Genomic DNA, 21,909 nt, shown 5'->3' on the forward strand with positions numbered 1-21,909 from the left:
AGGCACGGCGCTCACCGGATCTGCAGGTTGTCGAGGTACGACCGCACGTTGCGCCGGGTCTCGACGACGCTGTCGCCGCCGAACTTCTCCGCCACCGCGTCCGCGAGGACGAGCGCGACCATGGCCTCGGCGACGATACCCGCGGCGGGCACCGCGGAGACGTCGGAGCGCTGGTGATGGGCCTGGGCCGCCTCGCCGGTGGTGACGTCCACCGTCCGCAGGGCCCGCGGCACGGTCGCGATCGGCTTCATCGCGGCCCGCACCCGCAGCAGCTCGCCCGTGCTCAGACCGCCCTCGGTGCCACCGGCGCGGCCGGAGACACGCCGGATGCCCTCGGACGTGTTGACGATCTCGTCGTGCGCCTTGGAGCCCGGCACCCGGGCCAGCTCGAAGCCGTCACCGATCTCGACCCCCTTGATCGCCTGGATGCCCATCAGGGCGCCGGCGAGACGGGCGTCCAGCTTGCGGTCCCAGTGCACGTGCGAGCCCAGGCCGACCGGGACGCCGTACGCCAGGACCTCGACCACGCCGCCGAGCGTGTCGCCGTCCTTGTGGGCCTGGTCCACCTCCGCGACCATCGCCTTCGAGGCGTCCGCGTCCAGGCAGCGCAGCGGGTCGGCGTCCAGCTTCTCGACGTCGGCCGGCGTGGGGTACACGCCCTGGGGAGCCTTCACGGAGCACAGTTCGACGACGTGCGAGACGATCTCGATACCGGCCGTCTCCTTCAGGTAGGAGCGGGCCACCGCGCCCAGCGCCACCCGGGCCGCCGTCTCACGGGCCGAGGCGCGCTCCAGGATCGGGCGGGCCTCGTCGAAGCCGTACTTCTGCATGCCGGCGAGGTCGGCGTGGCCGGGCCGCGGACGGGTCAGCGGGGCGTTACGGGCGAGCCCGTCGAGGATCTCCTGGTCGACCGGGTCGGCCGCCATGACCTGCTCCCACTTGGGCCACTCGGTGTTCCCGACCATGACCGCCACCGGGGAGCCGAGGGTCAGACCGTGCCGGACACCGCCCAGGAAGGTGACCTCGTCCCGCTCGAACTTCATCCGCGCACCGCGGCCATAACCGAGCCGCCGCCGCGCCAGGTGGTCCGCCACCATCTCCGTGGTGATCGGCACGCCGGCGGGAAGACCCTCCAGCGTCGCGACAAGTGCCGGACCGTGGGACTCCCCCGCGGTCAGCCAACGCAGCCTGCTCAACGGTGCTCCTCAGTGTTCGCGCCCGGTACTGCCCTGCGTACGCACGTCCTCGCGTACGGCGACGGCGCGACCGGGTGCGCGACCCCGGTCCGCCACCTCCGATCCTCCCACGACCTGGCCGTTGTCCGGCCGCCGGTCCAGCAGACGGACGTGCCGGTGGGCGTTCAGTGCGCGGCGAGCGCCCTCTCCCCGGCGTGGCGCATGGCCTCCAGGGGCACCGGGGAGCGGCCGGTCATCTGCTCGACCTGGAGGACGGCCTGGTGGATCAGCAGGTCGAGTCCGCTGACCACGGCGCCGCCGAACATGGACCAGCGGGCCGCCAGCTCGGTGGGCCAGGGGTCGTAGAGCACGTCGAAGAGGGTGGCGGGACGCTCGGGTACGGCGGCGGCGAGGGCGTCGGTCGTACCGGCGGGCGTGGTGGCGACGACCAGGGGGGCACGCAGCGCCTGCGCGGCATCGGCCCAGTCCGCCGTACGCACCTCGACGTCGAGCCGTTCGCCCCACTGGCGCATCTCGGCGGCGCGGGCCTCGCTGCGGACGTAGGCGACGACCTCGCCGGTGCAGATCCGGGCCAGGGCGGCGAGCGCGGAGGAGGCGGTGGCGCCGGCGCCGAGGATCGCGGCGGAGTCGACCTGCTGGATGCCGTGCTCGCGCAGGGCGGCCACCATGCCGGGGATGTCCGTATTGTCGCCCAGCCGGCGGCCGTCCTCGGTGAAGACGACCGTGTTGACCGCGTCGACGGAGGCGGCCGTCTCGCTGATCTCGTCCAGCAGCGGGATGACCGCCCGCTTCAGCGGCATGGTCAGCGACAGCCCGGCCCACTCCGGCCCGAGTTTCTGGAAGAAGCCGGGCAGCGAGGCCTCGTCCAGCTCGAAGCGGTCGTACGACCACCCGCTGAGCCCCATCTCGTCGTAGGCGGCCCGGTGCAGCACCGGCGAGAGGGAGTGGGCGATGGGCTTGCCGAGCACGGCGGCCCGTCGGGCGTCAACTGCCTTCGATGCCATGGAACCCGTCCTTGAGCTTCTGTGTCCGGGCGAACACTACCGAGGATCCATGCGGGACGATCCCACCGCATGGAACTGACGGCGCCCGTCGTCAGCTCTTCTTCCTCGACGCGTTCCACTCGTTGACGAGCTTCTCGTGTTCCTCGAGCGTCTTGGTGAACTTGCTGGTCTTTCCGTCCATCGAGATGAAGTAGTACCAGCCGTCGTGGGTCGGGTCGAGCGCGCCCTTGAGCGCTTCCTCGCCGGGGTTTCCGATGGGGCCGGGCGGCAGCCCCTTGGAGAAGTAGGTGTTGTAGGGGTTGTTGTACTTGCGCAGCTCGGCGATGCTCAGGTCGATTTTGCTCTGGTTCTTCACGTAGTTGTACGTGGAGTCGAATTCCAGCCGCCCGTAGGTCTGCGGATTGTCGGGCTCGAGGCGGTTGTAGACGACCTCCGCCATCTTGCGGAAATCGTCATGGCTCGTCCCCTCGGCCTGCACCAGGCTCGCCACGGTGAGCACCTGCCAGGGGCTGTCGAGGCCGAGCGCCTTGGCCTTGTTCTCCAGGTCCAGCTCTTTGTACTTGGCGGTGGCCTGGGACACCATGTCCTTGAGTACGGCCTCGGGTTTCTGGCCCTTGGTGACCGCGTAACTGGAGGGGTAGAGGAAGCCTTCCAGCGGATCCTTCAGGTTCGCGTGGTTCAGCGCCCAGGCGGGCAGTCCGAGGCTCTTGTAATCCTTCTTCGCGACGCTCGCCGTGGTACCCGCCCTCACGCCGACGCGCTTGTCGATCAGGCTGTAGACCGCCGTGTTGCGGAGACCCTCGGCGATGATCAGGTTGCTGCGGCTCTTCGGGCTGAGCATCAGTTCCACCGCGCTCGCGGCGGACATCTGTTTCTCCAGGGTGTAGACACCGTCCTGGAGGGACTTGCTTCCAGGGTTCGCCTGCAGTGCGGACACGAACGCGGCCGCGCTCTTGACGACGCCCTCCTCCTTCAACTTCTGGCCGATGTCCCATCCCCCCGCGCCCTTGGGGATCTCGACCGTGACCTGCTCGCCGTTTCCACTGCCCGCGTAGTCCGCGGCCGGGGCGAAACGATTTTGGTAGAACTTGTAGCCGAAGTACCCGACGCCGCCGAGGCCTCCGCCGAACACCAGGCAGACCACCAGGCAGGCGCAGCCGTTGCGGCGTTTCTGGCCCTTCTTGGCGGGTTTCTTCCCTTTGCCGCGCCGTTCCCGGCGGCTCTGGAGCTCGTGCTCCTCGGCGTCGTCGTCCTCACCGCCGCCTCCGGTGAAGAAGGGGTGCTCCTCCTCCTCGGCGGGCGGGGTCTCCGCTTCCGGTTCGGCCTCGGGGTGCCTGCGGCCGGGCGGCTGCGGCGGCGGGTAGGCGTCCTCGGTGCCGTAGAAGTCGGGCTGCTCCCCGCCATAGGCGACGGGCTGCTGGCCGTACGGGTCCCCGGGGTCGGCGGCGTACGGCGCCTGGCCGACGGTGCCGGTCGCGTCCCAGCCCCCGTGGTGCGGGTACTGCTGCTGGGCGTGGCCGGTGAACTGCTGCTGACCCTGTTCACCGTAGAACGGGTACTGCTCGTTGCCGTACCCGGACTGCTGCTCCTGGCTCCAGCCGTTGTACTGCGGCTGCTGCGGGTGGTGCTGCGGCTGGCCGCCGTAGGCAGACTGCTGACCCACCTGGGCCTGCTGCCCTTCCCATCCGCCGTCCCCGAACAACGGGTCCTGCGGATGCCACGGTTCGGAGCCAGGGCCCCGGCCATACTCAGTCATCGATCCCCTAGAGCCGCGAGGCCGACCGGTCACGTGGCCGGTGGGCCTCGCTTCCGTTCCGCCTCTTGTTGTGCGTCGGCTGTTCGAACACCGGCGCATCGCGCGGAACGTTACCGTATCGCGATCAGATGACCACTTCGACGCCCTCGCCGGGTGCTTTACCTGACACCCGTTCGGATTCCAGGGCCTGCTGCAAGATGATCACAGCGGCTGCCTGGTCGATGACCGAGCGACCCTTCTTCGACTTCACCCCCGAGGCGCGCAGTCCCTGACTGGCCGTCACCGTCGTCATCCGCTCGTCCACCAGGCGCACCGGCACCGGCTTGATACCCCTGGCCAGCTCCTGGGCGAAGGCGCGGACCTTGACGGCGGCCGGGCCCTCGCCCCCCTTGAGGGAGCGGGGGAGGCCTACGACGACCTCGATCGGTTCGTACTCCTCCACCAGTTGCCGCAAGCGGCGGTGAGCGGCGGGGATGTCCCGGCCGGGGACGGTCTCCACCGGTGTGGCGAGGATCCCATCGGGGTCGCACGAGGCGACCCCGATGCGGGCGTCCCCGACGTCGATCGAAAGTCGACGTCCTCTGCGCATGTCCGACCGCTTCCTTAGTCAGCCGTCACTTGGCGGTGTCGGCGACGAGGCGCTCGACGGCGTCGACGGCCTCGCCGACGGCGGCCGGGTTCTGGCCGCCGCCCTGGGCGACGTCCGGCTTGCCGCCACCGCCGCCGCCGAGGGTCTTGGCGGCGGTACGGACCAGGTCACCGGCCTTGAGGCCGCGCTCACGGGCGGCGTCGTTGGTGGCGATGACCGTGAGCGGCTTGCCGTTGTTGACCGTGAAGAGGGCGACCACGGCGGCCCGGCCGCCCTGGATGCGGCCCCGCACGTCGAGGACCAGCTTGCGCAGGTCGTCGGGGGTCGTACCGTCCGGGACCTGGCCGGTCACCACGGCCACGCCGCGTACGTCCTTGGCGGACCCGGCGAGGCCGGCGGCGGCCTGCAGCACCTTCTCGGCGCGGAACTTCTCGATCTCCTTCTCGGCGTCCTTCAGCTTGCCGAGCATCGAGGAGACCTTCTCCGGGAGCTCCTCCGGGCGGCCCTTGAGCAGCTCGGTCAGCTGGTTGACGACCGTGTGCTCGCGGGCGAGGAAGGTGTAGGCGTCCACGCCGACCAGGGCCTCGATACGACGGACACCGGAGCCGATGGAGGACTCGCCGAGCAGCTTCACCAGGCCCAACTGGGCGGTGTTGTGCACGTGCGTGCCGCCGCACAGCTCCTTGGAGAAGTCGCCGATGGTGACGACACGGACGCGCTCGCCGTACTTCTCGCCGAACTCGGCGATGGCGCCCTGCTTCTTGGCCTCGTCGATGCCCATGACCTCGGCGTGCACGTCGAGGTCGCGGGCCAGCACCTCGTTGATCTTCTGCTCCACGTCGGTCATCACGGCCGTCGGAACGGCGGACGGGGAGCCGAAGTCGAAGCGGAAGCGGCCGGGCTGGTTCTCGGAACCGGCCTGGGCGGCCGTCGGGCCGAGGGCGTCACGCAGGGCCTGGTGGGTCAGGTGGGTGGCCGAGTGGGCGCGGGCGATGGCCTTGCGGCGGCGGGCGTCGATGGAGGCGTGGGCCTTGGCGCCGACGGTGACCTCGCCGACCTGGACGACGCCCTTGTGGACGTACACACCCGGGACCGGCTTCTGACAGTCGCGGACCTCGATGACGGCACCGGAGTCGACCTTGATCCGGCCGGTGTCGCCGATCTGGCCGCCGCCCTCGGCGTAGAACGGGGTGCGGTCGAGGACGATCTCGACCTCGTCGCCCTCGGTGGCGGCCGGGGAGGAGACGCCGTCGACCAGGATGCCGACGATGGTGGTCTCGCCCTCGGTGTCGGCGTAGCCGATGAAGTCGGTCTCGCCGGCGGTGTCGGCGATCTCGCGGTAGGCGCCCATGTCGGCGTGGCCGGTCTTCTTGGCCTGGGCGTCGGCCTTGGCGCGCTCCCGCTGCTCCTTCATCAGGCGGCGGAAGCCGTCCTCGTCCACCGAGAGGCCCTGCTCGGCGGCCATCTCCAGGGTGAGGTCGATCGGGAAGCCCCAGGTGTCGTGGAGCAGGAACGCCTTGTCGCCGGGCAGGACGGTGGAGCCGGCCTGCTTGGTCTCGGTGACGGCGGTGTCCAGGATGTTGGTGCCGGCCTTCAGCGTCTTGAGGAAGGCGTTCTCCTCGGCCAGGGCGACCTTCTCGATGCGCTCGCGGTCGGTGATCAGCTCGGGGTACTGCTGGCCCATCATGCCGATCACGGTGTCGACCAGGTCCTTGACGACCGGACCGGTGGCGCCGAGCAGGCGCATGTTGCGGATAGCCCGGCGCATGATGCGGCGCAGGACGTAGCCACGGCCCTCGTTGCCGGGGGTGACGCCGTCGCCGATGAGCATGGTGGCCGTACGCATGTGGTCGGTGACCACGCGCAGGGACACGTCCGAGGCGTGGGCGTCGCCGTAGCGGACGCCCGTCAGCTCGGTGGCCTTCTCGATGACGGCCATGGAGGTGTCGATCTCGTACATGTTCTGCACGCCCTGCAGAATCATGGCGAGCCGCTCCAGGCCGAGGCCCGTGTCGATGTTCTTGCTCGGCAGGTCCCCGAGGATCTCGAAGTTGTCCTTGCCGATGCCCTCGCCCCGCTCGTACTGCATGAAGACGAGGTTCCAGATCTCCACGTACCGCTCGTCGTTGACGGCGGGGCCGCCCTCGACGCCGAACTCGGGGCCGCGGTCGTAGTTGATCTCGGAGCAGGGGCCGCAGGGGCCGGGGACGCCCATGGACCAGTAGTTGTCCTTCATGCCGAGGCGCTGGATGCGCTCCTTCGGCACCCCGACGACCTCGTGCCAGATGCGCTCGGCCTCGTCGTCGTCCTTGTAGACGGTGATCCAGAGCTTCTCCGGCTCCAGGCCGTAACCGCCCTTGTCCTGGGGCGTGGTGAGCAGCTCCCAGGCGTACTTGATGGCGCCTTCCTTGAAGTAGTCGCCGAAGGAGAAGTTGCCGCACATCTGGAAGAACGTGCCGTGGCGCGTGGTCTTGCCGACCTCTTCGATGTCGGGCGTGCGCACGCACTTCTGCACGCTGGTGGCGCGCGGGAACGGCGGCTTGACCTCACCCAGGAAGTAGGGCTTGAAGGGCACCATGCCGGCGGGGACGAGGAGCAGAGTCGGGTCGTCCGCGATGAGCGACGCCGAAGGGACGACGGTGTGCCCGCGCTCCTCGAAGAAGCTCAGCCAGCGGCGGCGAATCTCGGCCGACTCCATCAGTGGTCCTCATTCCGGTTGTACGAGTGCTTCGCTTGCGAAGAAAACGACGTTTCGATGTACTTCGGTGTGCTGCGGTTGTTCTCGATGGCGGCGTGCCGCCGGGGTGCGGGGAGTTCGGGATTCTCGTGGATCCCCAGGGCCTCCTCCAGCTCGGCCTCCCGCACGGCCATGTTGTCGCGGACGTCGAGCGCGAAGCCCACCGCGCGGTCCTTCAGCCTCTGACCGGTCTCCAGGGCCTTGTTGGCCGCGGTCGCGGCGAGGCTCTCCGGGGTCAGCTGCTTCAGCTTGCGGTTGACCTTGGTGGTCGCCCACACACCAGCGGCGACACCGGTGGTGAACCAGAACGTACGGCGGAACATCGCTCGGTCTCAGTCCTTACTTCCGCTTGCGTCGTGCGGCGGGGACCGTGCGGCCCACGATCACCGTACGCCGGGGCGCCTTCGCGGGCACGTCCTCCTTGCGGCCGCCCAGCGCCCGGCGGACGCCGTAGCCGAACGCCGCGACCTTGACCAGCGGGCCGCCGAAGGTGGAGGCGACGGTGGTCGACAGCGCGGAGGCGTTCGACGTGACCTCCTGGACGTCGGAGGCGATCGCGTCGACGCGGTCGATCTGGGTCTGCGCGGAGCGCACCGCCTGGGAGGCGTCGGCGAGCAACGGGACGGCCTGGTCGGTCACGTCCGCCACCAGCTTGGTCGTCGCCTTGAGCGTCTGGGCCAGCCTCGCGAGAGCCACCGCGAGGAAGGAGACCAGGATCGCCCAGAAGACGGCCACCAGGATCCCGGCCACCTCTCCACCGGACACTGTGCGCACCCGCTCCCTGAAACGTGCCTCACCATCGAAAAGTCGAGTCCGAGCCTATCGCGCCGGGGCCGGGGCTCCGTACCGGATTAGCCGGGCCGCGGGAGCGGAGTTGCGGGAAGCGATTGTACGCACTGAACACACTTCAGTACGCTCCGTGTCCCATGCGAGGTTCTCAGCGCCCGGATCCCTTCTCCGACGGCGAACCACCCCTGGAACTGACCACGTTCGTCGGGCGCTCGGCCGAACTCGCCGAGCTGACCACCGCCCTGGGCCGGGCCCGGCTGGTGACCGTCACCGGGGTCGGCGGCGTCGGCAAGTCCCGGCTGGCCGCGCGGGTCGCCGCCGGGCGGAAGCCGGGGTCCGGGCGGGTGGAGCTGGCGCCGGTGCGCGATCCGCACTTCGTGGAGTACGCGGTCGCGGAGGCGCTGGGGCTGACCGACCACACCGCCCGGCCGCCCCGTCAGACGCTGCTGGAGCATCTCGCCGGCCGCCCGGCCCTGCTGGTGCTGGACGGGTTCGAGCACCTGGTGGAGGCCTGTGCCGAGCTGACGGCCGACCTGCTGCGCAAGCTGCCGCGGCTGCGCGTGCTGGCCGTGGGCCGGCGCCCGCTGGGGCTGGCGGGCGAGCGGCTGCTCCCGCTGGCGCCGCTCGGCGAGGACGAGGCGGTGGAACTGTTCACGGACCGGGCCCGGGAGCAGGGGCTGAAGCTGTCCGACGGCCCCGAGGTGCGCGAGCTGTGCCGTCGGCTGGAGGGGATTCCGCTGGCACTGGAGCTGGCGGCCGGGCGCCTGCGGGCGCTGTCCCCGGCGCAGCTGTTGCAGCGGCTGGACGACCGCTTCCGGCTGCTGGCCACGAGCGGCTGGGAGAGCGGACCACCCCCGGTCCCCGGTGGCCCTCCGTCCCGGCACCGGACGCTGCGCACGGCGATCGGCTGGAGCCATGAGCTGTGCACGCCCGCGGAGCGGCTGCTGTGGGCGCGGCTGTCGGTGTTCGCGCAGACCTTCGACCTGGAGGCGGCCGAGTATGTGTGCAGTGGGGACGGGCTGCCCGCCGAGGACGTCCTGGACGTGCTGTCGGAGCTGCTGGCCCAGTCGGTCGTGAGCCGCGAGGAGAGCCCGGCCGGCCCGCGCTACCGGATGCTGGACACCGTGCGGGCCTACGGCGCCGAGTGGCTGGAGGGGATCGGGGACGCGGGGCGGCTGCGCAGGCGGCACCGGGACTGGTACCTGGGGCTGGCGACCTGGTGCGAGCTGGACTGGTTCTCCCCCCGGCAGGGCGAGGTCGCCGCGCGGGTCGAGGCGGAGCTGCCCAATCTGCGGGCGGCCATCGAGTGCTGTCTGACGGAGCCGGAGGGAGCCCATCTCGGCCAGTACCTGGCCGGGTCCCTGTGGTTCTGCTGGGTCGGCTGCGGGCGGCTCGCGGAGGGCCGCCGCTGGCTGACGCGCTGCGTGGAGCTGGAGTCGGGGTACGCGCAGTCGCGGCTGAAGGCGCTGTGGGTGCTCGGCTATGTGGCGATCCTCCAGGGCGACACCGTGCCGGCCCTGGCGGCGCTGCAGGAGTGCCGGGAGCAGGCCGAGCGGGCCGCGGATCCGACGGCGGTGGCGTACGCGGAGCACCGCACCGGCTGTCTGGCCCTGGTCACGGATGACATGGCCCGTGCAGAAACGCTGCTGCGGTCGGCGCTGCGCCGCTATCGGGAGATCGGCGAGCTCAACAGCAACGTGCTCATGGGCCAGGTGGAGCTGGCGATGGCCCGGGCCTTCCAGGGGGACCTGCCGGACGCGGTGCGGATGTGCGAGGACGTGCGCCGGGTGTGCGAGGACCACGGGGAGCGCTGGGCCCGTTCGTACGCGCTGTACGTGCTGGCGTACGCGGCCTGGCAGGGCGGCGCCCTCGACAGGGCACGGGAGCTGCTCGCGGACTGCCTGGGCAACGCCCACGCCTTCCACGACCTGCTGGGCTCGGTGCTCTCCCTGGAGCTGCTGGCGCTGGTGACGGCGGCCCGGGGCGAGCCGGCCGAGGCGGCACTGCTCCAGGGTGCGGCGGGCCGGATCTGGCCGTCGGTGGGGCTGCCCCTGTTCGGCTCGGCGTACTACAACGCCCCGCACGAACGCTGCGAGGCGCTGGCACGGCAGGCGCTGGGGGACGCGCGGTACGAGGAGTGCGTGCGGGAGGGCGCCCGGCTGGACCGTACGGCGGCCGTGACCCGCGCACTGGGACAGGGCGCGGTACGCCCCCTGGGCGCCCTGCCCACTCCCCGCGGACCCGCACCGCAGGAGGACGGCAAGCCCGCGCGGAACGGGGAGGGCGGGGATGCCGGACACGCCGCGGAAAGCGGGAAGGCCGGGCGCGGCGCGGAGAGCGGATAGCCCGAACCCGGCAGCCAGGAGGGCCGGCCAACGGCGCCGGGAGCGGGGAGACCGGCCGGGACACGGAAGGCGCGAGAGCCGACCGGCGGCGCCGGGAGCCGGAAGACCAGGCACGGCACGGGAGACGGAAGACCGGGCACAGCCCGCAGAGCGGGAAGACCGGCCGGAGCACGGAAGGCACGAGAGCCGACCGGCGGCGCCGGGAGCCGGAAGGACCAGGCGCGGCACGGAAGGTACGAGAGCCGGCCGGCGGCGCCGGGAGCCGGAAGACCAGGCACGGTGCGGAAGGCGGGAAGACCGGTCGGGGTGCGGAAGGCGGTGGCTCGTCCCTGGAGGGGGCGGCGTGCGGCTTTGTCGTGGGGCGCGACCGGCCCCTATCGGCCCGAGGTGCCCGACGACCCGCCTGGCCCACGGCGGGGGACGCCGGAAACGCAAAGCCGCCGCCTCACCCGCCCGGCAGGGCCGGACGGGGAGACGGCGGGCTGAGGACTTACGCCGTGACCGGGGTCAGCGGGCGTAGTACTCGACGACGAGCTGCTCGTCGCAGATGACCGGAACTTCCTTGCGGTTCGGCTCGCGGTCCAGGCGGAACGCCAGGGCCTTGAGGTTCACCTGCAGGTAGCGCGGGGTCTCACCCTCGGGGGCGAAGCCGCCCTCGCGGGCGATCTGGAAGAGCGTCTTGTCCTTGGAGCGGTCGCGGACCTGCACGACGTCGTCCGGGCGGACGCGGAAGGACGGCTTGTCGACCTTCTGGCCGTTGACCTGGATGTGGCCGTGGACGACCATCTGACGGGCCTGGTAGATGGTGCGGGCGATGCCCGAACGCAGGACCAGGGCGTCGAGACGGCGCTCGAGCTCCACGATCAGGGCCTCACCGGTCTTGCCCTGGACCTTGGACGCGCGCTCGTAGGCGCGGACCAGCTGGCGCTCGGAGATGTCGTACTGCGCGCGCAGACGCTGCTTCTCCAGCAGACGGACCTTGTAGTCCGAGTTCTGCTTGCGGCCACGGCCGTGCTCACCCGGCGGGTAGGGACGGGCCTCGAAGTACTTGACGGCCTTCGGGGTCAGCGCGATGCCGAGGGCACGCGACTTCTTGACCTTGGGGCGGGACTGGTTCGCCACTGTCTTTCGTCTCTTTCGTAGTGTTCGGCTCGTCAGGGTTAGGGAGGTCGCATCCGCAGCCGGGAAAACCCGCCGGGTCCCGAGGGGACCTGCCGGGCAGCCGCTTCCCTGGTCTGGGCACATACGTGCAGCACGCGAGAGGCCCACCGGCCGCTCCCGGAACTCCGGGTGGTGGTGGGCTGCCCGCGACACCGTTCGACGGTGCGCGACGCTCCTGGAGCCAGTCCGCGGGGGACTGGATCTCCGGCTGGCTGTCCCGCTCTGACAGCACGGGACTCAGCACTTCGGGGAAGTCTACAGGGCGCTCAGGACCGTCTGCGACCGAGGTGCTTCCTGGTCCACTCCACCGCGTCCGCGTACCGCGCCTCGGCGCCGTGCCGGCCCGGGGTGTAGTACTCGCGGTCCTTCAGGGCGTCCGGTGCGTACTGCTGCTGGGCGATGCCCTCGGGCAGGTCGTGCGGGTACACGTATCCCTGGGCGTGGCCGAGTTTGGCGGCGCCCTTGTAGTGCCCGTCGCGCAGGTGCGGCGGGACCGGGCCGGCCAGGCCCTTGCGTACGTCCTCCATGGCGGCGCCGATCGCGGTGGTCGCCGCGTTGGACTTGGGCGCGAGGGCGAGGGCGATGGTGGCGTGGCTGAGGGTGAGGGCGGCCTCGGGGAAGCCGATCATGGCGACGGCCTGGGCCGCGGCGACCGCGAGGGGCAGGGCGTTGGGATCGGCCAGGCCGATGTCCTCGCTGGCGGAGATCATCAGCCGGCGGGCGATGAAGCGGGGGTCCTCGCCGGCCTCGATCATGCGGGCCAGGTAGTGCAGGGCCGCGTCGACGTCGGAGCCCCTGATGGACTTGATGAGGGCGCTGGCGACGTCGTAGTGCTGGTCGCCGTCGCGGTCGTACTTCACCGCCGCCCGGTCGACCGTCTGCTCCAGCGTCTGAAGGCTGATCGCGCTCTCGCCCTGGTCCAGGGCGGCTCCGGCGGCGGCCTCCAGGGCGGTCAGGGCCCGGCGGGCGTCGCCGCCGGCGATGCGCAGCAGGTGTTCCTCGGTGTCCTCGGGGAGGGTGACGGCGTCCTTCAGACCGCGCTCGTCGGTCAGGGCGCGCTCGAGGAGGCCCCTGATGTCGTCGTCGGTGAGGGGTTCCAGGGTCAGCAGGAGGGAGCGGGACAGCAGGGGCGAGATCACCGAGAAGTACGGGTTCTCCGTGGTGGCCGCGATCAGGGTCACCCAGCGGTTCTCGACGGCGGGGAGCAGGGAGTCCTGCTGGGCCTTGCTGAAGCGGTGGATCTCGTCCAGGAAGAGGACGGTCTCCTTGCCGAAGCCACCGGTGGCGCGGCGGGCGCCGTCGATGACCGCGCGGACCTCCTTGACGCCCGCGGTGATCGCGGACAGCTCCACGAACCGCTTGTTCGTCGCCTTGGAGACCACGTAGGCGAGGGTGGTCTTTCCGGTGCCGGGCGGACCCCACAGGATCACCGAGGAGGGTCCGGCGGGCCCGCCGGAACCCTCGCCGACCAGCCGGCGCAGCGGGGATCCGGGCTTCAGCAGATGCTGCTGGCCCACGACCTCGTCAAGGGTGCGCGGGCGCATGCGCACCGCCAGGGGGCTCGCTGCGGGGTCCTTCTCCTGGCGTTCTTCTGCTGCTGCGGTGAACAGGTCGGGTTCCACGCTGAAACCCTAAGACACGGCACTGACAACGCGGCCCCGTCCCGGCTCAGGCCCAGAGCTGGCTACCCCAGCGGGTCAGGATCAGCATGGCGATGACGCCGCAGTGGGTGACCGGGACGACCCAGGTGAACTCGGCGAGGAACCGCTTCATCCAGCCCGGCGCGGGCAGGAAGTCGTTGCGGACGTTGAACGAGGTCACGTACCAGAACATGGTGATCGTGGCGACCCAGGCCAGCGAGCACCACAGGCACAGCGCGTTGATCTCGTACAGGGACTGGAACTGCAGCCAGGTGACGAAGCAGACGCCGAAGAGCGTGCCGAAGTTGAAGGTCAGCCAGTACCAGCGGGGGAAGCGGGCGCGGCCCAGCAGGCTCATGCCGACGCAGATGACGATGCCGTAGCAGACCAGACCGAGCCAGGGGTTCGGGAAGCCGAAGGCGGCCGCCTGCTTGCTCTCCATGACGCTGCCGCAGGACACGATCGGGTTGACGCTGCACCCGGGGGTGAACGTCTTCCCGGCGATCTTCGCTTCCAGGATCTTGTTCTTGTCGAGCGTGATGACCCAGGCGGCCAGCAGCCCGGCCGCGCCGGTGATCACCATCAGGAGGGCGAAGGCACGGCTGCCGCCCACCGTGCGCGGGCCGTCGGCGGCACGCTCGGGAACGGACTCCGTGGAGACGTCGTTGACTGTCGTCTTGCTCATCACGCCGATTCCGTCATTGAGAGTTGGACCATCTTCGGGTACGGCTCATTGTGCCGCACGCACGTGTGTGTCCACCGTTCGAAGGACATAAGGAGGTACGTACGGTGGTCACGGATCGTTCGGTTCCGGCCGATGCTCGCGGGCATGACAGCACCCGCGCGCGAACTCGCGGTGGACGTCCGGGGGCTGCGCAAGCGGTACGGGGGCGTCACCGCGGTGGACGGTCTCGACCCCGGTATCCGGCGCGGGGAGGTGTTCGGCCTGCTCGGGCCCAACGGCGCGGGCAGGAGCACGACGGTGGAGATCCTTCAGGGCAACCGTCCACGGGACGGGGGTGAGGTGTCGGTCCTCGGCGCGGACCCGGCGACGGGCACGCGCGCGTGGGGGTCCGGGGTGGGATTCGTCTGGCAGGACGAATCGGCGCCCGCCGAGTTGACGGTGAGCGAGACGGTACGGCACTTCGCCCGCTGCTACCCGCGCCCGCGCGACCCGGGGAGGCCCTCCGTCCGGTCGGCCTCGACGCGAACAGGGGGCCTTCACCTTCCCCGTTCTGGCTGGGTGTTCCTGCCCGACTCCCCCGTGGGTCCTGGAGCCGGCCGGGAGCTGGGAGTTCGGGCGGATCGCGGTGGTGCTGGGCGCGTGGTGCGTCGGAGGACTGGCGCTGTGCCCGCTGACTTTCCGGAGGGCTGCACGAACGCGGAGACAGGCCGGCGCCCGTACATCGGGGAGTCGACCGTGACGACCCATCTGCTGGGGGCGTTCGGCACGTTGGGGGGAAGCGACCGGACGGCGGCCGTCACCCGCGCCATGCGGTACGGCTTGCTGGAGCAGTGAGGGGCGCCGGGGGTGCGACCCCGGCGCCCCCTCGTTGCTCTCCTAGCCGAGCCGGGACTCCAGTTCCGCCACGATCTCGTTCACGCCGATCGCCGTCTGCTCGCCGGACTCCATGTCCTTGAGCTGGACGACGCCGTCGGCGAGGTCGCGCTCCCCGGCCACGATCGTGTAGCGGGCCCCGCTGCGGTTGGCGTTCTTCATGGCGCCCTTCAGCCCCTTGCCGCCGTACGAGAAGTCCGCCGTGATGCCGACCTTGCGCAGCTCGGTGACCTTGGCGAACAGTACGCGGCGCGCCTCCTCGCCGAGCGGGACGGCGTAGACCGACGTGGTGGACGGGAGGTCCAGCTCCACGCCCTCCACCTCCAGGGCGAGAACCGTGCGGTCGACGCCGAGGGCCCAGCCGACGGACGGCAGCGCCGGGCCGCCGATCATCTCGGACAGGCCGTCGTAGCGGCCGCCGCCGCCCACCGCGGACTGGGAGCCCAGACCGTCGTGCACGAACTCGAAGGTGGTGCGGGTGTAGTAGTCCAGGCCGCGCACCAGCTTCGGGTCGTCCTCGAAGGACACGCCCGCCGCGGTGATCAGCTCGCGGACCTCCTCGTGGTACGCCTTGCACGCGTCGCACAGGTAGTCGCGCAGCAGCGGGACACCGGTGAGCTGCTTCTGCACCGACTCGCGCTTGTCGTCGAGGACCCGCAGCGGGTTGATGTCGACGCGGCGGCGCGTGTCCTCGTCCAGGTCCAGGCCGTGCAGGAAGTCCTGCAGCGCGGCCCGGTACACCGGCCGGCACTCCTTGTCGCCCAGCGAGTTCAGCAGGATGCGGAAGTCGCGCAGGCCCAGCGAGCGGTACGCCTGGTCGGCCAGGATGATCAGCTCGGCGTCGAGGGCCGGGTCCTCAGCGCCGATCGCCTCGGCGCCGACCTGGGAGAAGTGCCTGTAGCGGCCCTTCTGCGGGCGCTCGTAGCGGTACTGCGAGCCCGAGTACCAGACCTTCACCGGCAGGTTGCCCGTCTTGTGCAGGTTGGCCTCCAGCACCGCGCGCAGCACGGGTGCGGTGGTCTCCGGACGCAGGGCCAGCCTGTCGCCGCCCTTCGTCTCGAAGACGTACATCTCCTTCGTCACGATGTCGGTGGACTCACCGACACCGCGCGCGAACAGCTCCACGTTCTCGAAACCGGGCGTCTCGATGTAGCCGTACCCGGAGCTCCTGAGCGGCGCGGCGATCGCCTCGCGGACGGCCAGGAACTTGGCGCTGTCCGGCGGCAGCAGGTCGTACGTGCCCTTGGGGGCCTTGAAAGTGCTCACGAAGTCTCTCGTCACATTCCTCGTCGGGGAGCCGGTGAGGCGCCCCGATCCTGGCGGCCCGCGGCCACGTCCCGCAGATAGGGGTTGGTGGCGCGCTCCTGGCCGATGGTCGTCTGGGGGCCGTGGCCGGACAGCACCACGGTGGAGTCGTCGAGCGGCAGGCACACGCGGGCCAGCGACGCGAGCATGTCCTCCATGGATCCGCCCGGCAGGTCGGTGCGTCCGATGGAGCCGGCGAACAGCAGATCCCCGGAGAAGAACACCGACGGGATGTCGGCGGTCTCGGGCATCCGGAAGGTCACCGACCCCTTGGTATGGCCCGGCGCGTGCGCGACGGAGAGCTCGAGGCCCGCGAGTTCGAGGGTGGTGCCGTCGGTCAGTTCCCGGACGTCGTCCGGCTCCCCCACGGTCAGCTCGCCCATCAGCGGCATGCCGATCGACCGGCCGAGCGACTTCTCGGGGTCGCTCATCATGTACCGGTCCTCGGGGTGGATCCAGGCCGGTACGTCGTGTGCGCCGCAGACCGGGACGACCGAGGCCACGTGGTCGATGTGGCCGTGGGTGAGGACGACGGCGACGGGCTTGAGCCGATGCTTCTTGAGTGCTTCCTCGACGCCTTCGGCGGCCTGGTGGCCGGGGTCGATGATCACACACTCCTCACCGGCGGCGGGGGCGACGAGATAACAGTTCGTCCCCCAGGCCCCGGCGGGGAACCCGGCAATGAGCACGATCGTCCTTCGTTGTGTCGGTACGGATGACCACAAGCTGTGGTCCAGAGCCTACCGGCGCTGCCGTTTCCTCAGCGAACCCATATACGGTACGGGGCTACACGCAGCGGTCGGCTCACGAGGACGCACGCGTACCGGTCGACACACGACACGCATGAGGAGAGAACCCGGTGGTCAGCCAGGAGCAGCGGCGGCGTCAGCTCGCCCGGGAGAAGTTCTTGCGGCAGCAGCAGCGGCGCACGAGCGCACGACGCAAGGCGCGGGTGCGCAACTCCGTGATCGCGTCGGTACTGGGCGTGATCGTGATCGGCAGTGTCGCGCTGTACACGACCGATGTGCTGAAGGGCGGCGACGACAAGGCGAAGGCGGGCGCCGACACCACCCCCAGCGCCGCGCCGACCAGCAAGGCTCCGGACCCGTGCGCGAAGCCGGCGGCCGGCTCGGCGAAGAAGCTGAGCTGGAAGAAGGAGCCGGCGATGACGATCGACACGTCGGCGAAGTACACGATGAAGCTCGCGACGACGTGCGGTGACATCGACGTCGCGCTGAAGACGGCGGCGGCCCCGCACACCGTGAACTCGTTCGACTTCCTGGCGGGCAAGGGCTACTTCGACCACACCAAGTGCCACCGTCTGACCACGACCGGTATCTTCGTGCTCCAGTGCGGCGACCCGCAGGGCACCGGCATGGGCGGGCCCGGCTACACGCTCCCGGACGAGAACCTGAAGGACAAGAGCCTGAAGGCCAACACGTACCCGGCGGGCACGGTGGCGATGGCCAACACCGGTCAGAAGCACACCGGCGGCAGCCAGTTCTTCCTCGTCTACAAGGACAGCCCGCTGCCGCCCCAGTACACGCCGTTCGGAACGATCTCGGACGCCGGCATGAAGGTGCTGCAGAAGATCGCCGCCGCCGGCTCCCAGCCCGCCGACCCGACCACGCAGAACACCGCTCCGAACGCGACCGTGGTGATCAACAAGGCGACGGTGACGAAGTCCTGACGGCGATGACGGCCAACTGCGGAATTTCGGTCGCGCTGGATGCGGACAGGTAACCCGCTGGTCGCCTATGTTGGCCGTGACGAAACTGTGGACGATGCCCGGGGGTGCTGAGGCCCCCCGCAGGCATCATGTGGAGGAGGCGCTGTGAGCAGCGACCCGTGGGGCCGCGTCGACGAGACGGGGACCGTGTACGTGCGTACGGCCGACGGCGAGCAGGTCGTCGGATCCTGGGCGGCCGGCTCCCCTGAGGAGGCGCTTGCCTACTTCGAGCGCAAGTACGAGGGCCTGGTTGTCGAGATCGGCCTCCTCGAGAAGCGAGTGCAGACCACCGACCTGTCGGCGAAGGACGCCCAGGCCGCCATCGACCACCTGCGCGAGCAGGTGGACGCCCATCACGCGGTCGGCGACCTGGACGCCCTGCGGCGGCGGCTGGACAAGCTCGTGGAGACGGTCGAGGCGCGCCGCGAGGAGCGCAAGGCGCAGCGGGCCAGGCAGTCCGACGAGGCCCGTAAGGCCAAGGAGGACCTGGTCACCGAGGCCGAGCAGCTGGCCCAGTCCGACCAGTGGCGGGCCGCCGGTGAGCGGCTGCGCGCGCTGGTGGACACCTGGAAGGGGCTGCCGCGGCTGGACCGCAAGTCCGACGACGAGCTGTGGCACCGCTTCTCGCACGCCCGGTCGGCGTTCTCCAAGCGGCGCAAGGCGCACTTCGCGCAGCTGGACGCGCAGCGCGAGGAGGCCCGCCGCATCAAGGAGCGGCTGGTCGCCGAGGCCGAGGCGCTGTCGGGTTCGACGGACTGGGGTCCGACGGCGGCCCACTACCGCGAACTGATGGCGCAGTGGAAGGCCGCGGGCCGCGCCCAGCGCGAGCACGAGGACGACCTGTGGAACCGCTTCCGCGGCGCTCAGGACGTGTTCTTCGCCGCCCGCAGCTCGGTCTTCGCCGAGCGGGACGCGGAGCAGTCGGAGAACCTGAAGCTGAAGGAGGAGCTGGCCGAGGAGGCCGAGAAGCTCCTGCCGATCGGCGACCTGAAGTCCGCGCGGGCCGCCTTCCGTTCGATCAACGAGCGCTGGGAGGCCATCGGCCATGTCCCGCGGGACGCGCGGCCGAAGGTCGAGGGCCGGATGCACGCGGTCGAGCGGGCGATCCAGGAGGCCGAGGAGGCCGAGTGGCGCCGCACGAACCCGGAGGCACGCGCGCGTGCCGAGGGGCTGACCGGTCAGCTGCAGGCCGCCGTGGACAAGCTGAAGGCGCAGATCGAGCAGGCCCGCGGCCAGGGCAACAACGCCAGGGCCGACAAGCTGGAGCGTGAGCTGGAGGGCCGCCAGGCGCTCCTGGACCAGGCTCTGAAGGGCCTGCAGGAGTTCGGCGGCTAACACCCTCAGCCGGCATGGGAAAGGGCCCCGTACGCGCGTACGGGGCCCTTTCCCGTGCCGGGTTCACCTGCGCGGTTTCTACGACCTGCTGCGTCCCGACGTCACGCGGTACACGTCGTACACGCCCTCGACGCCCCGTACGGCCTTCAGGACGTGGCCGAGGTGCTTCGGGTCGCCCATCTCGAAGGTGAACCGCGAGGTGGCGACCCGGTCCCGGGAGGTCTGGACGGCCGCGGAGAGGATGTTGACGTGCTGGTCGGACAGGACGCGGGTGACGTCCGACAGCAGCCGCGAGCGGTCCAGCGCCTCCACCTGGATGGCGACCAGGAAGACCGAGGACTGGGTGGGCGCCCACTCGACGTCGAGGATGCGCTCCGGCTCACGGGACAGCGAATCGACGTTCAGGCAGTCGCTGCGGTGAACCGATACGCCGCTGCCGCGGGTGACGAAGCCGATGATCGGGTCACCGGGTACCGGCGTACAGCAGCGGGCCAGCTTGACCCACACGTCGTCCACGCCCTTGACGACGACGCCCGGGTCGGCGCTGGAGCGGCGCTTGCGGCCCCGGCTGCGCGTCGGCGGTACCGCCTCGTCGATCTCCTCGGTGGCGGCCTCCTCGCCGCCGAGGGCCTGGACCAGCTTCTGCACGATGTTCTGTGCGGAGACATGGCCCTCGCCGATCGCCGCGTACAGCGCGGAGATGTCCGAGTAGCGCATCTCGTGCGCGAGCGTGACCAGGGAGTCGCCGGTGAGGATGCGCTGGATCGGCAGGTTCTGCTTGCGCATCGCCCGGACGATCGCGTCCTTGCCCTGCTCGATCGCCTCGTCCCGGCGCTCCTTGGAGAACCAGGCGCGGATCTTGTTGCGCGCCCGCGGGGACTTGACGAAGCCGAGCCAGTCGCGGGACGGTCCGGCGCCGGGCGCCTTGGAGGTGAAGACCTCCACCAAGTCGCCGTTGTCCAGGGTGGATTCGAGCGGTACGAGCCTGCCGTTGACCCGCGCCCCTATGGTGCGGTGGCCGACCTCGGTGTGGACCGCGTACGCGAAGTCCACCGGGGTGGCACCGGCTGGGAGCGCGATGACGTCGCCCTTGGGTGTGAAGACGAAGACCTCGTTGCGGGACAGGTCGAAGCGCAGGGACTCCAGGAACTCGCCGGGGTCCTCGGTCTCCTTCTGCCAGTCCAGGAGCTGGCGCAGCCACGCCATGTCGTTGAGGTGGTCGTCCTTGCCCTTGCCGGCCTTCGGTACGTCGGTACGCACCTTGGAGGCACCGGCGACGGCCTCCTGCTTGTACTTCCAGTGCGCGGCGATGCCGTACTCGGCGCGGCGGTGCATGTCGAAGGTGCGGATCTGCAGCTCGACCGGCTTGCCGTTGGGCCCGATGACCGTCGTGTGCAGCGACTGGTACATGTTGAACTTGGGCATCGCGATGTAGTCCTTGAACCGGCCGGGGACCGGGTTCCATCGCGCGTGCACGGTGCCGAGGGCGGCGTAGCAGTCGCGGACCGTGTCGACGAGGACACGGATGCCCACCAGGTCGTAGATCTCCGCGAAGTCACGGCCGCGGACGATCATCTTCTGGTAGACGCTGTAGTAGTGCTTGGGGCGGCCGGTGACGGTGGCCTTGATGCGGGCGGCGCGCAGGTCGGACTGGACCTCGTCGGTCACTATGGCCAGGTACTCGTCACGCTTCGGCGCCCTTTCGGCCACCAGCCGTACGATCTCGTCGTACATCTTGGGATAGAGGATCGCGAACGCGAGGTCCTCCAGCTCCCACTTGATGGTGTTCATGCCGAGCCGGTGGGCGAGCGGCGCGTAGATCTCCAGCGTCTCGCGCGCCTTCTTCTCCTGCTTCTCGCGCTTGAGGTAACGCATGGTGCGCATGTTGTGCAGGCGGTCGGCGAGCTTGATGACCAGGACGCGCGGGTCCTTGGCCATCGCGACGACCATCTTGCGCACGGTCTCGGCCTGCGCGGCCTCGCCGAACTTGACCTTGTCCAGCTTGGTGACGCCGTCGACGAGGAGGGCGACGGTGTCGCCGAAGTCGCGGCGCAGCTGGTCGAGGCCGTACTCGGTGTCCTCGACCGTGTCGTGCAGCAGCCCCGCCATGAGGGTGGCCGGGTCCATGCCGAGCTCGGCGAGGATGGTGGTGACGGCGAGCGGGTGCGTGATGTACGGGTCGCCGCTCTTGCGTTTCTGCCCGCGGTGCCAGCGCTCGGCGACCTGGTAGGCGCGCTCGATCTGGCGGAGGGTGGAGTTCTCGATCTTGGGGTCGTTGCTGCGCACTATCCGCAGCAGGGGCTCCAGGACCGGGTTGTAGGGGTTCGCGCGCTGGACGCCGAGGCGGGCGAGGCGGGCGCGGACGCGGTTGGAGGAGCCGGTGCGGGCGCTCTGGGTGGCGGGCTGGCGCACCACCGGCGGCTGCACCGGGCGCTCGGGCGGGACCGGCTTGGGACGCGAGGCCTCGGCAGTCTTTTCGACGGGCGCGGACTGGGCGTGCTCGATCGGCCCGCGGGTGTCGTTCTTCGCGTTGGACGCGTGCGGCGCGGGCTTGGCCGCTGGCGCCGAGGCGGGCTCGGGCTTGGCGGCGGTCAGTGGCTGGGCCTCGTCTGGCAAGAGGGCTCCTCGTGCGCGATCCGGGTCCCCCGGTCAGGCTCCGGAGACCCCATGGTAGCGATCCTGCGGCTGGTCATCGCCTTCAGGCGGAAGTGAGGACCGTCCACTCGTGCAACACGGGAGGCCGCCGCCGGATTCCGGGAGGTGGC

At 70.5% G+C, this 21,909-nt stretch carries 16 protein-coding genes and 1 pseudogene; 4 read left to right on the forward strand and 13 right to left on the reverse strand.

Annotated elements, in window-relative coordinates; genetic code table 11:
- Nucleotides 1-11 precede the first annotated feature (11 nt).
- The 7 genes from aroC to ACWC94_RS23315 form a co-directional block, all read right to left on the reverse strand.
- Nucleotides 12-1,196, reverse strand: coding sequence for a chorismate synthase (gene aroC / locus ACWC94_RS23285; protein WP_450798822.1), 1,185 nt, complete (start codon nucleotides 1,194-1,196; stop codon nucleotides 12-14).
- A gap of 164 nt (nucleotides 1,197-1,360) precedes the next feature.
- Nucleotides 1,361-2,200 (reverse strand): shikimate dehydrogenase, encoded by an 840-nt coding sequence (locus ACWC94_RS23290; protein ID WP_450798823.1) that lies wholly within the window; start codon nucleotides 2,198-2,200, stop codon nucleotides 1,361-1,363.
- A 91-nt stretch (nucleotides 2,201-2,291) separates the two neighbouring features.
- Nucleotides 2,292-3,956, reverse strand: a complete 1,665-nt coding sequence (gene mltG / locus ACWC94_RS23295) for an endolytic transglycosylase MltG (protein WP_450798824.1) — start codon at nucleotides 3,954-3,956, stop codon at nucleotides 2,292-2,294.
- A 124-nt stretch (nucleotides 3,957-4,080) separates the two neighbouring features.
- Nucleotides 4,081-4,545: a Holliday junction resolvase RuvX gene (ruvX, locus tag ACWC94_RS23300; RefSeq protein ID WP_450798825.1), complete on the reverse strand. Its 465-nt coding sequence runs from the start codon at nucleotides 4,543-4,545 to the stop codon at nucleotides 4,081-4,083.
- A gap of 25 nt (nucleotides 4,546-4,570) precedes the next feature.
- A complete protein-coding gene (gene alaS, locus ACWC94_RS23305) occupies nucleotides 4,571-7,243 on the reverse strand; it encodes an alanine--tRNA ligase (RefSeq protein WP_450798826.1) in 2,673 nt (890 codons plus the stop codon).
- On the reverse strand, nucleotides 7,243-7,605 hold the full coding sequence (locus ACWC94_RS23310) for a hypothetical protein (protein ID WP_450798828.1): 363 nt from the start codon (nucleotides 7,603-7,605) through the stop codon (nucleotides 7,243-7,245). Before ACWC94_RS23310 ends, alaS begins: the two co-directional genes overlap by 1 nt.
- 16 nt (nucleotides 7,606-7,621) lie before the next feature.
- Nucleotides 7,622-8,056 (reverse strand): DUF948 domain-containing protein, encoded by a 435-nt coding sequence (locus tag ACWC94_RS23315; protein WP_209438828.1) that lies wholly within the window; start codon nucleotides 8,054-8,056, stop codon nucleotides 7,622-7,624.
- A 152-nt stretch (nucleotides 8,057-8,208) separates the two neighbouring features.
- Between ACWC94_RS23315 and ACWC94_RS23320 the strand changes: the two genes are divergently transcribed.
- Nucleotides 8,209-10,416: an ATP-binding protein gene (locus tag ACWC94_RS23320; protein ID WP_450798829.1), complete on the forward strand. Its 2,208-nt coding sequence runs from the start codon at nucleotides 8,209-8,211 to the stop codon at nucleotides 10,414-10,416.
- Between the two features lie 507 nt (nucleotides 10,417-10,923).
- On the opposite strand, the gene rpsD is transcribed toward ACWC94_RS23320, so the two are convergent.
- From rpsD to ACWC94_RS23335, 3 genes are all read right to left on the reverse strand, one after another.
- Nucleotides 10,924-11,538 (reverse strand): 30S ribosomal protein S4, encoded by a 615-nt coding sequence (gene rpsD, locus ACWC94_RS23325; protein WP_228618885.1) that lies wholly within the window; start codon nucleotides 11,536-11,538, stop codon nucleotides 10,924-10,926.
- Between the two features lie 305 nt (nucleotides 11,539-11,843).
- Nucleotides 11,844-13,199 (reverse strand): replication-associated recombination protein A, encoded by a 1,356-nt coding sequence (locus ACWC94_RS23330; RefSeq protein WP_450798830.1) that lies wholly within the window; start codon nucleotides 13,197-13,199, stop codon nucleotides 11,844-11,846.
- Between the two features lie 46 nt (nucleotides 13,200-13,245).
- Nucleotides 13,246-13,902 carry a vitamin K epoxide reductase family protein gene (locus ACWC94_RS23335; RefSeq protein ID WP_450798831.1) on the reverse strand — a complete coding sequence of 219 codons (657 nt, stop codon included), beginning with the start codon at nucleotides 13,900-13,902 and terminating at the stop codon, nucleotides 13,246-13,248.
- A 144-nt stretch (nucleotides 13,903-14,046) separates the two neighbouring features.
- Between ACWC94_RS23335 and ACWC94_RS23340 the strand changes: the two are divergent.
- Nucleotides 14,047-14,435 (forward strand): annotated as a pseudogene (locus ACWC94_RS23340) (ATP-binding cassette domain-containing protein); the annotation flags it as partial.
- 343 nt (nucleotides 14,436-14,778) lie between these two features.
- Here ACWC94_RS23340 and hisS read toward each other — a convergent pair.
- Both hisS and ACWC94_RS23350 read right to left on the reverse strand, forming a co-directional pair.
- A complete protein-coding gene (hisS, locus tag ACWC94_RS23345) occupies nucleotides 14,779-16,041 on the reverse strand; it encodes a histidine--tRNA ligase (protein ID WP_450798832.1) in 1,263 nt (420 codons plus the stop codon).
- A gap of 11 nt (nucleotides 16,042-16,052) precedes the next feature.
- Nucleotides 16,053-16,769: an MBL fold metallo-hydrolase gene (locus ACWC94_RS23350; protein ID WP_450798833.1), complete on the reverse strand. Its 717-nt coding sequence runs from the start codon at nucleotides 16,767-16,769 to the stop codon at nucleotides 16,053-16,055.
- 170 nt (nucleotides 16,770-16,939) lie between these two features.
- On the opposite strand from ACWC94_RS23350, the gene ACWC94_RS23355 reads away from it, so the two are divergent.
- Both ACWC94_RS23355 and ACWC94_RS23360 read left to right on the forward strand, forming a co-directional pair.
- Nucleotides 16,940-17,770: a peptidylprolyl isomerase gene (locus tag ACWC94_RS23355; protein WP_450798834.1), complete on the forward strand. Its 831-nt coding sequence runs from the start codon at nucleotides 16,940-16,942 to the stop codon at nucleotides 17,768-17,770.
- Between the two features lie 144 nt (nucleotides 17,771-17,914).
- Nucleotides 17,915-19,144 carry a DUF349 domain-containing protein gene (locus ACWC94_RS23360; protein ID WP_450798835.1) on the forward strand — a complete coding sequence of 410 codons (1,230 nt, stop codon included), beginning with the start codon at nucleotides 17,915-17,917 and terminating at the stop codon, nucleotides 19,142-19,144.
- 78 nt (nucleotides 19,145-19,222) lie between these two features.
- Here ACWC94_RS23360 and relA read toward each other — a convergent pair whose 3' ends face one another.
- On the reverse strand, nucleotides 19,223-21,760 hold the full coding sequence (gene relA / locus ACWC94_RS23365) for a GTP pyrophosphokinase (RefSeq protein WP_450798836.1): 2,538 nt from the start codon (nucleotides 21,758-21,760) through the stop codon (nucleotides 19,223-19,225).
- Nucleotides 21,761-21,909: the final 149 nt, after the last annotated feature.

It is taken from the genome of Streptomyces sp. NPDC001135 (assembly GCF_053598395.1).

Coding starts and splice junctions, on each gene's coding strand:
- ACWC94_RS23290 (WP_450798823.1), bottom strand. CDS start 2,200: ATGGCATCGAAGGCAGTTGACGCCCGACGGGCCGCCGTGCTCGGCAAG.
- alaS (WP_450798826.1), bottom strand. CDS start 7,243: ATGGAGTCGGCCGAGATTCGCCGCCGCTGGCTGAGCTTCTTCGAGGAG.
- ACWC94_RS23335 (WP_450798831.1), bottom strand. CDS start 13,902: ATGAGCAAGACGACAGTCAACGACGTCTCCACGGAGTCCGTTCCCGAG.
- ACWC94_RS23320 (WP_450798829.1), top strand. CDS start 8,209: ATGCGAGGTTCTCAGCGCCCGGATCCCTTCTCCGACGGCGAACCACCC.
- ACWC94_RS23310 (WP_450798828.1), bottom strand. CDS start 7,605: ATGTTCCGCCGTACGTTCTGGTTCACCACCGGTGTCGCCGCTGGTGTG.
- mltG (WP_450798824.1), bottom strand. CDS start 3,956: ATGACTGAGTATGGCCGGGGCCCTGGCTCCGAACCGTGGCATCCGCAG.
- ruvX (WP_450798825.1), bottom strand. CDS start 4,545: ATGCGCAGAGGACGTCGACTTTCGATCGACGTCGGGGACGCCCGCATC.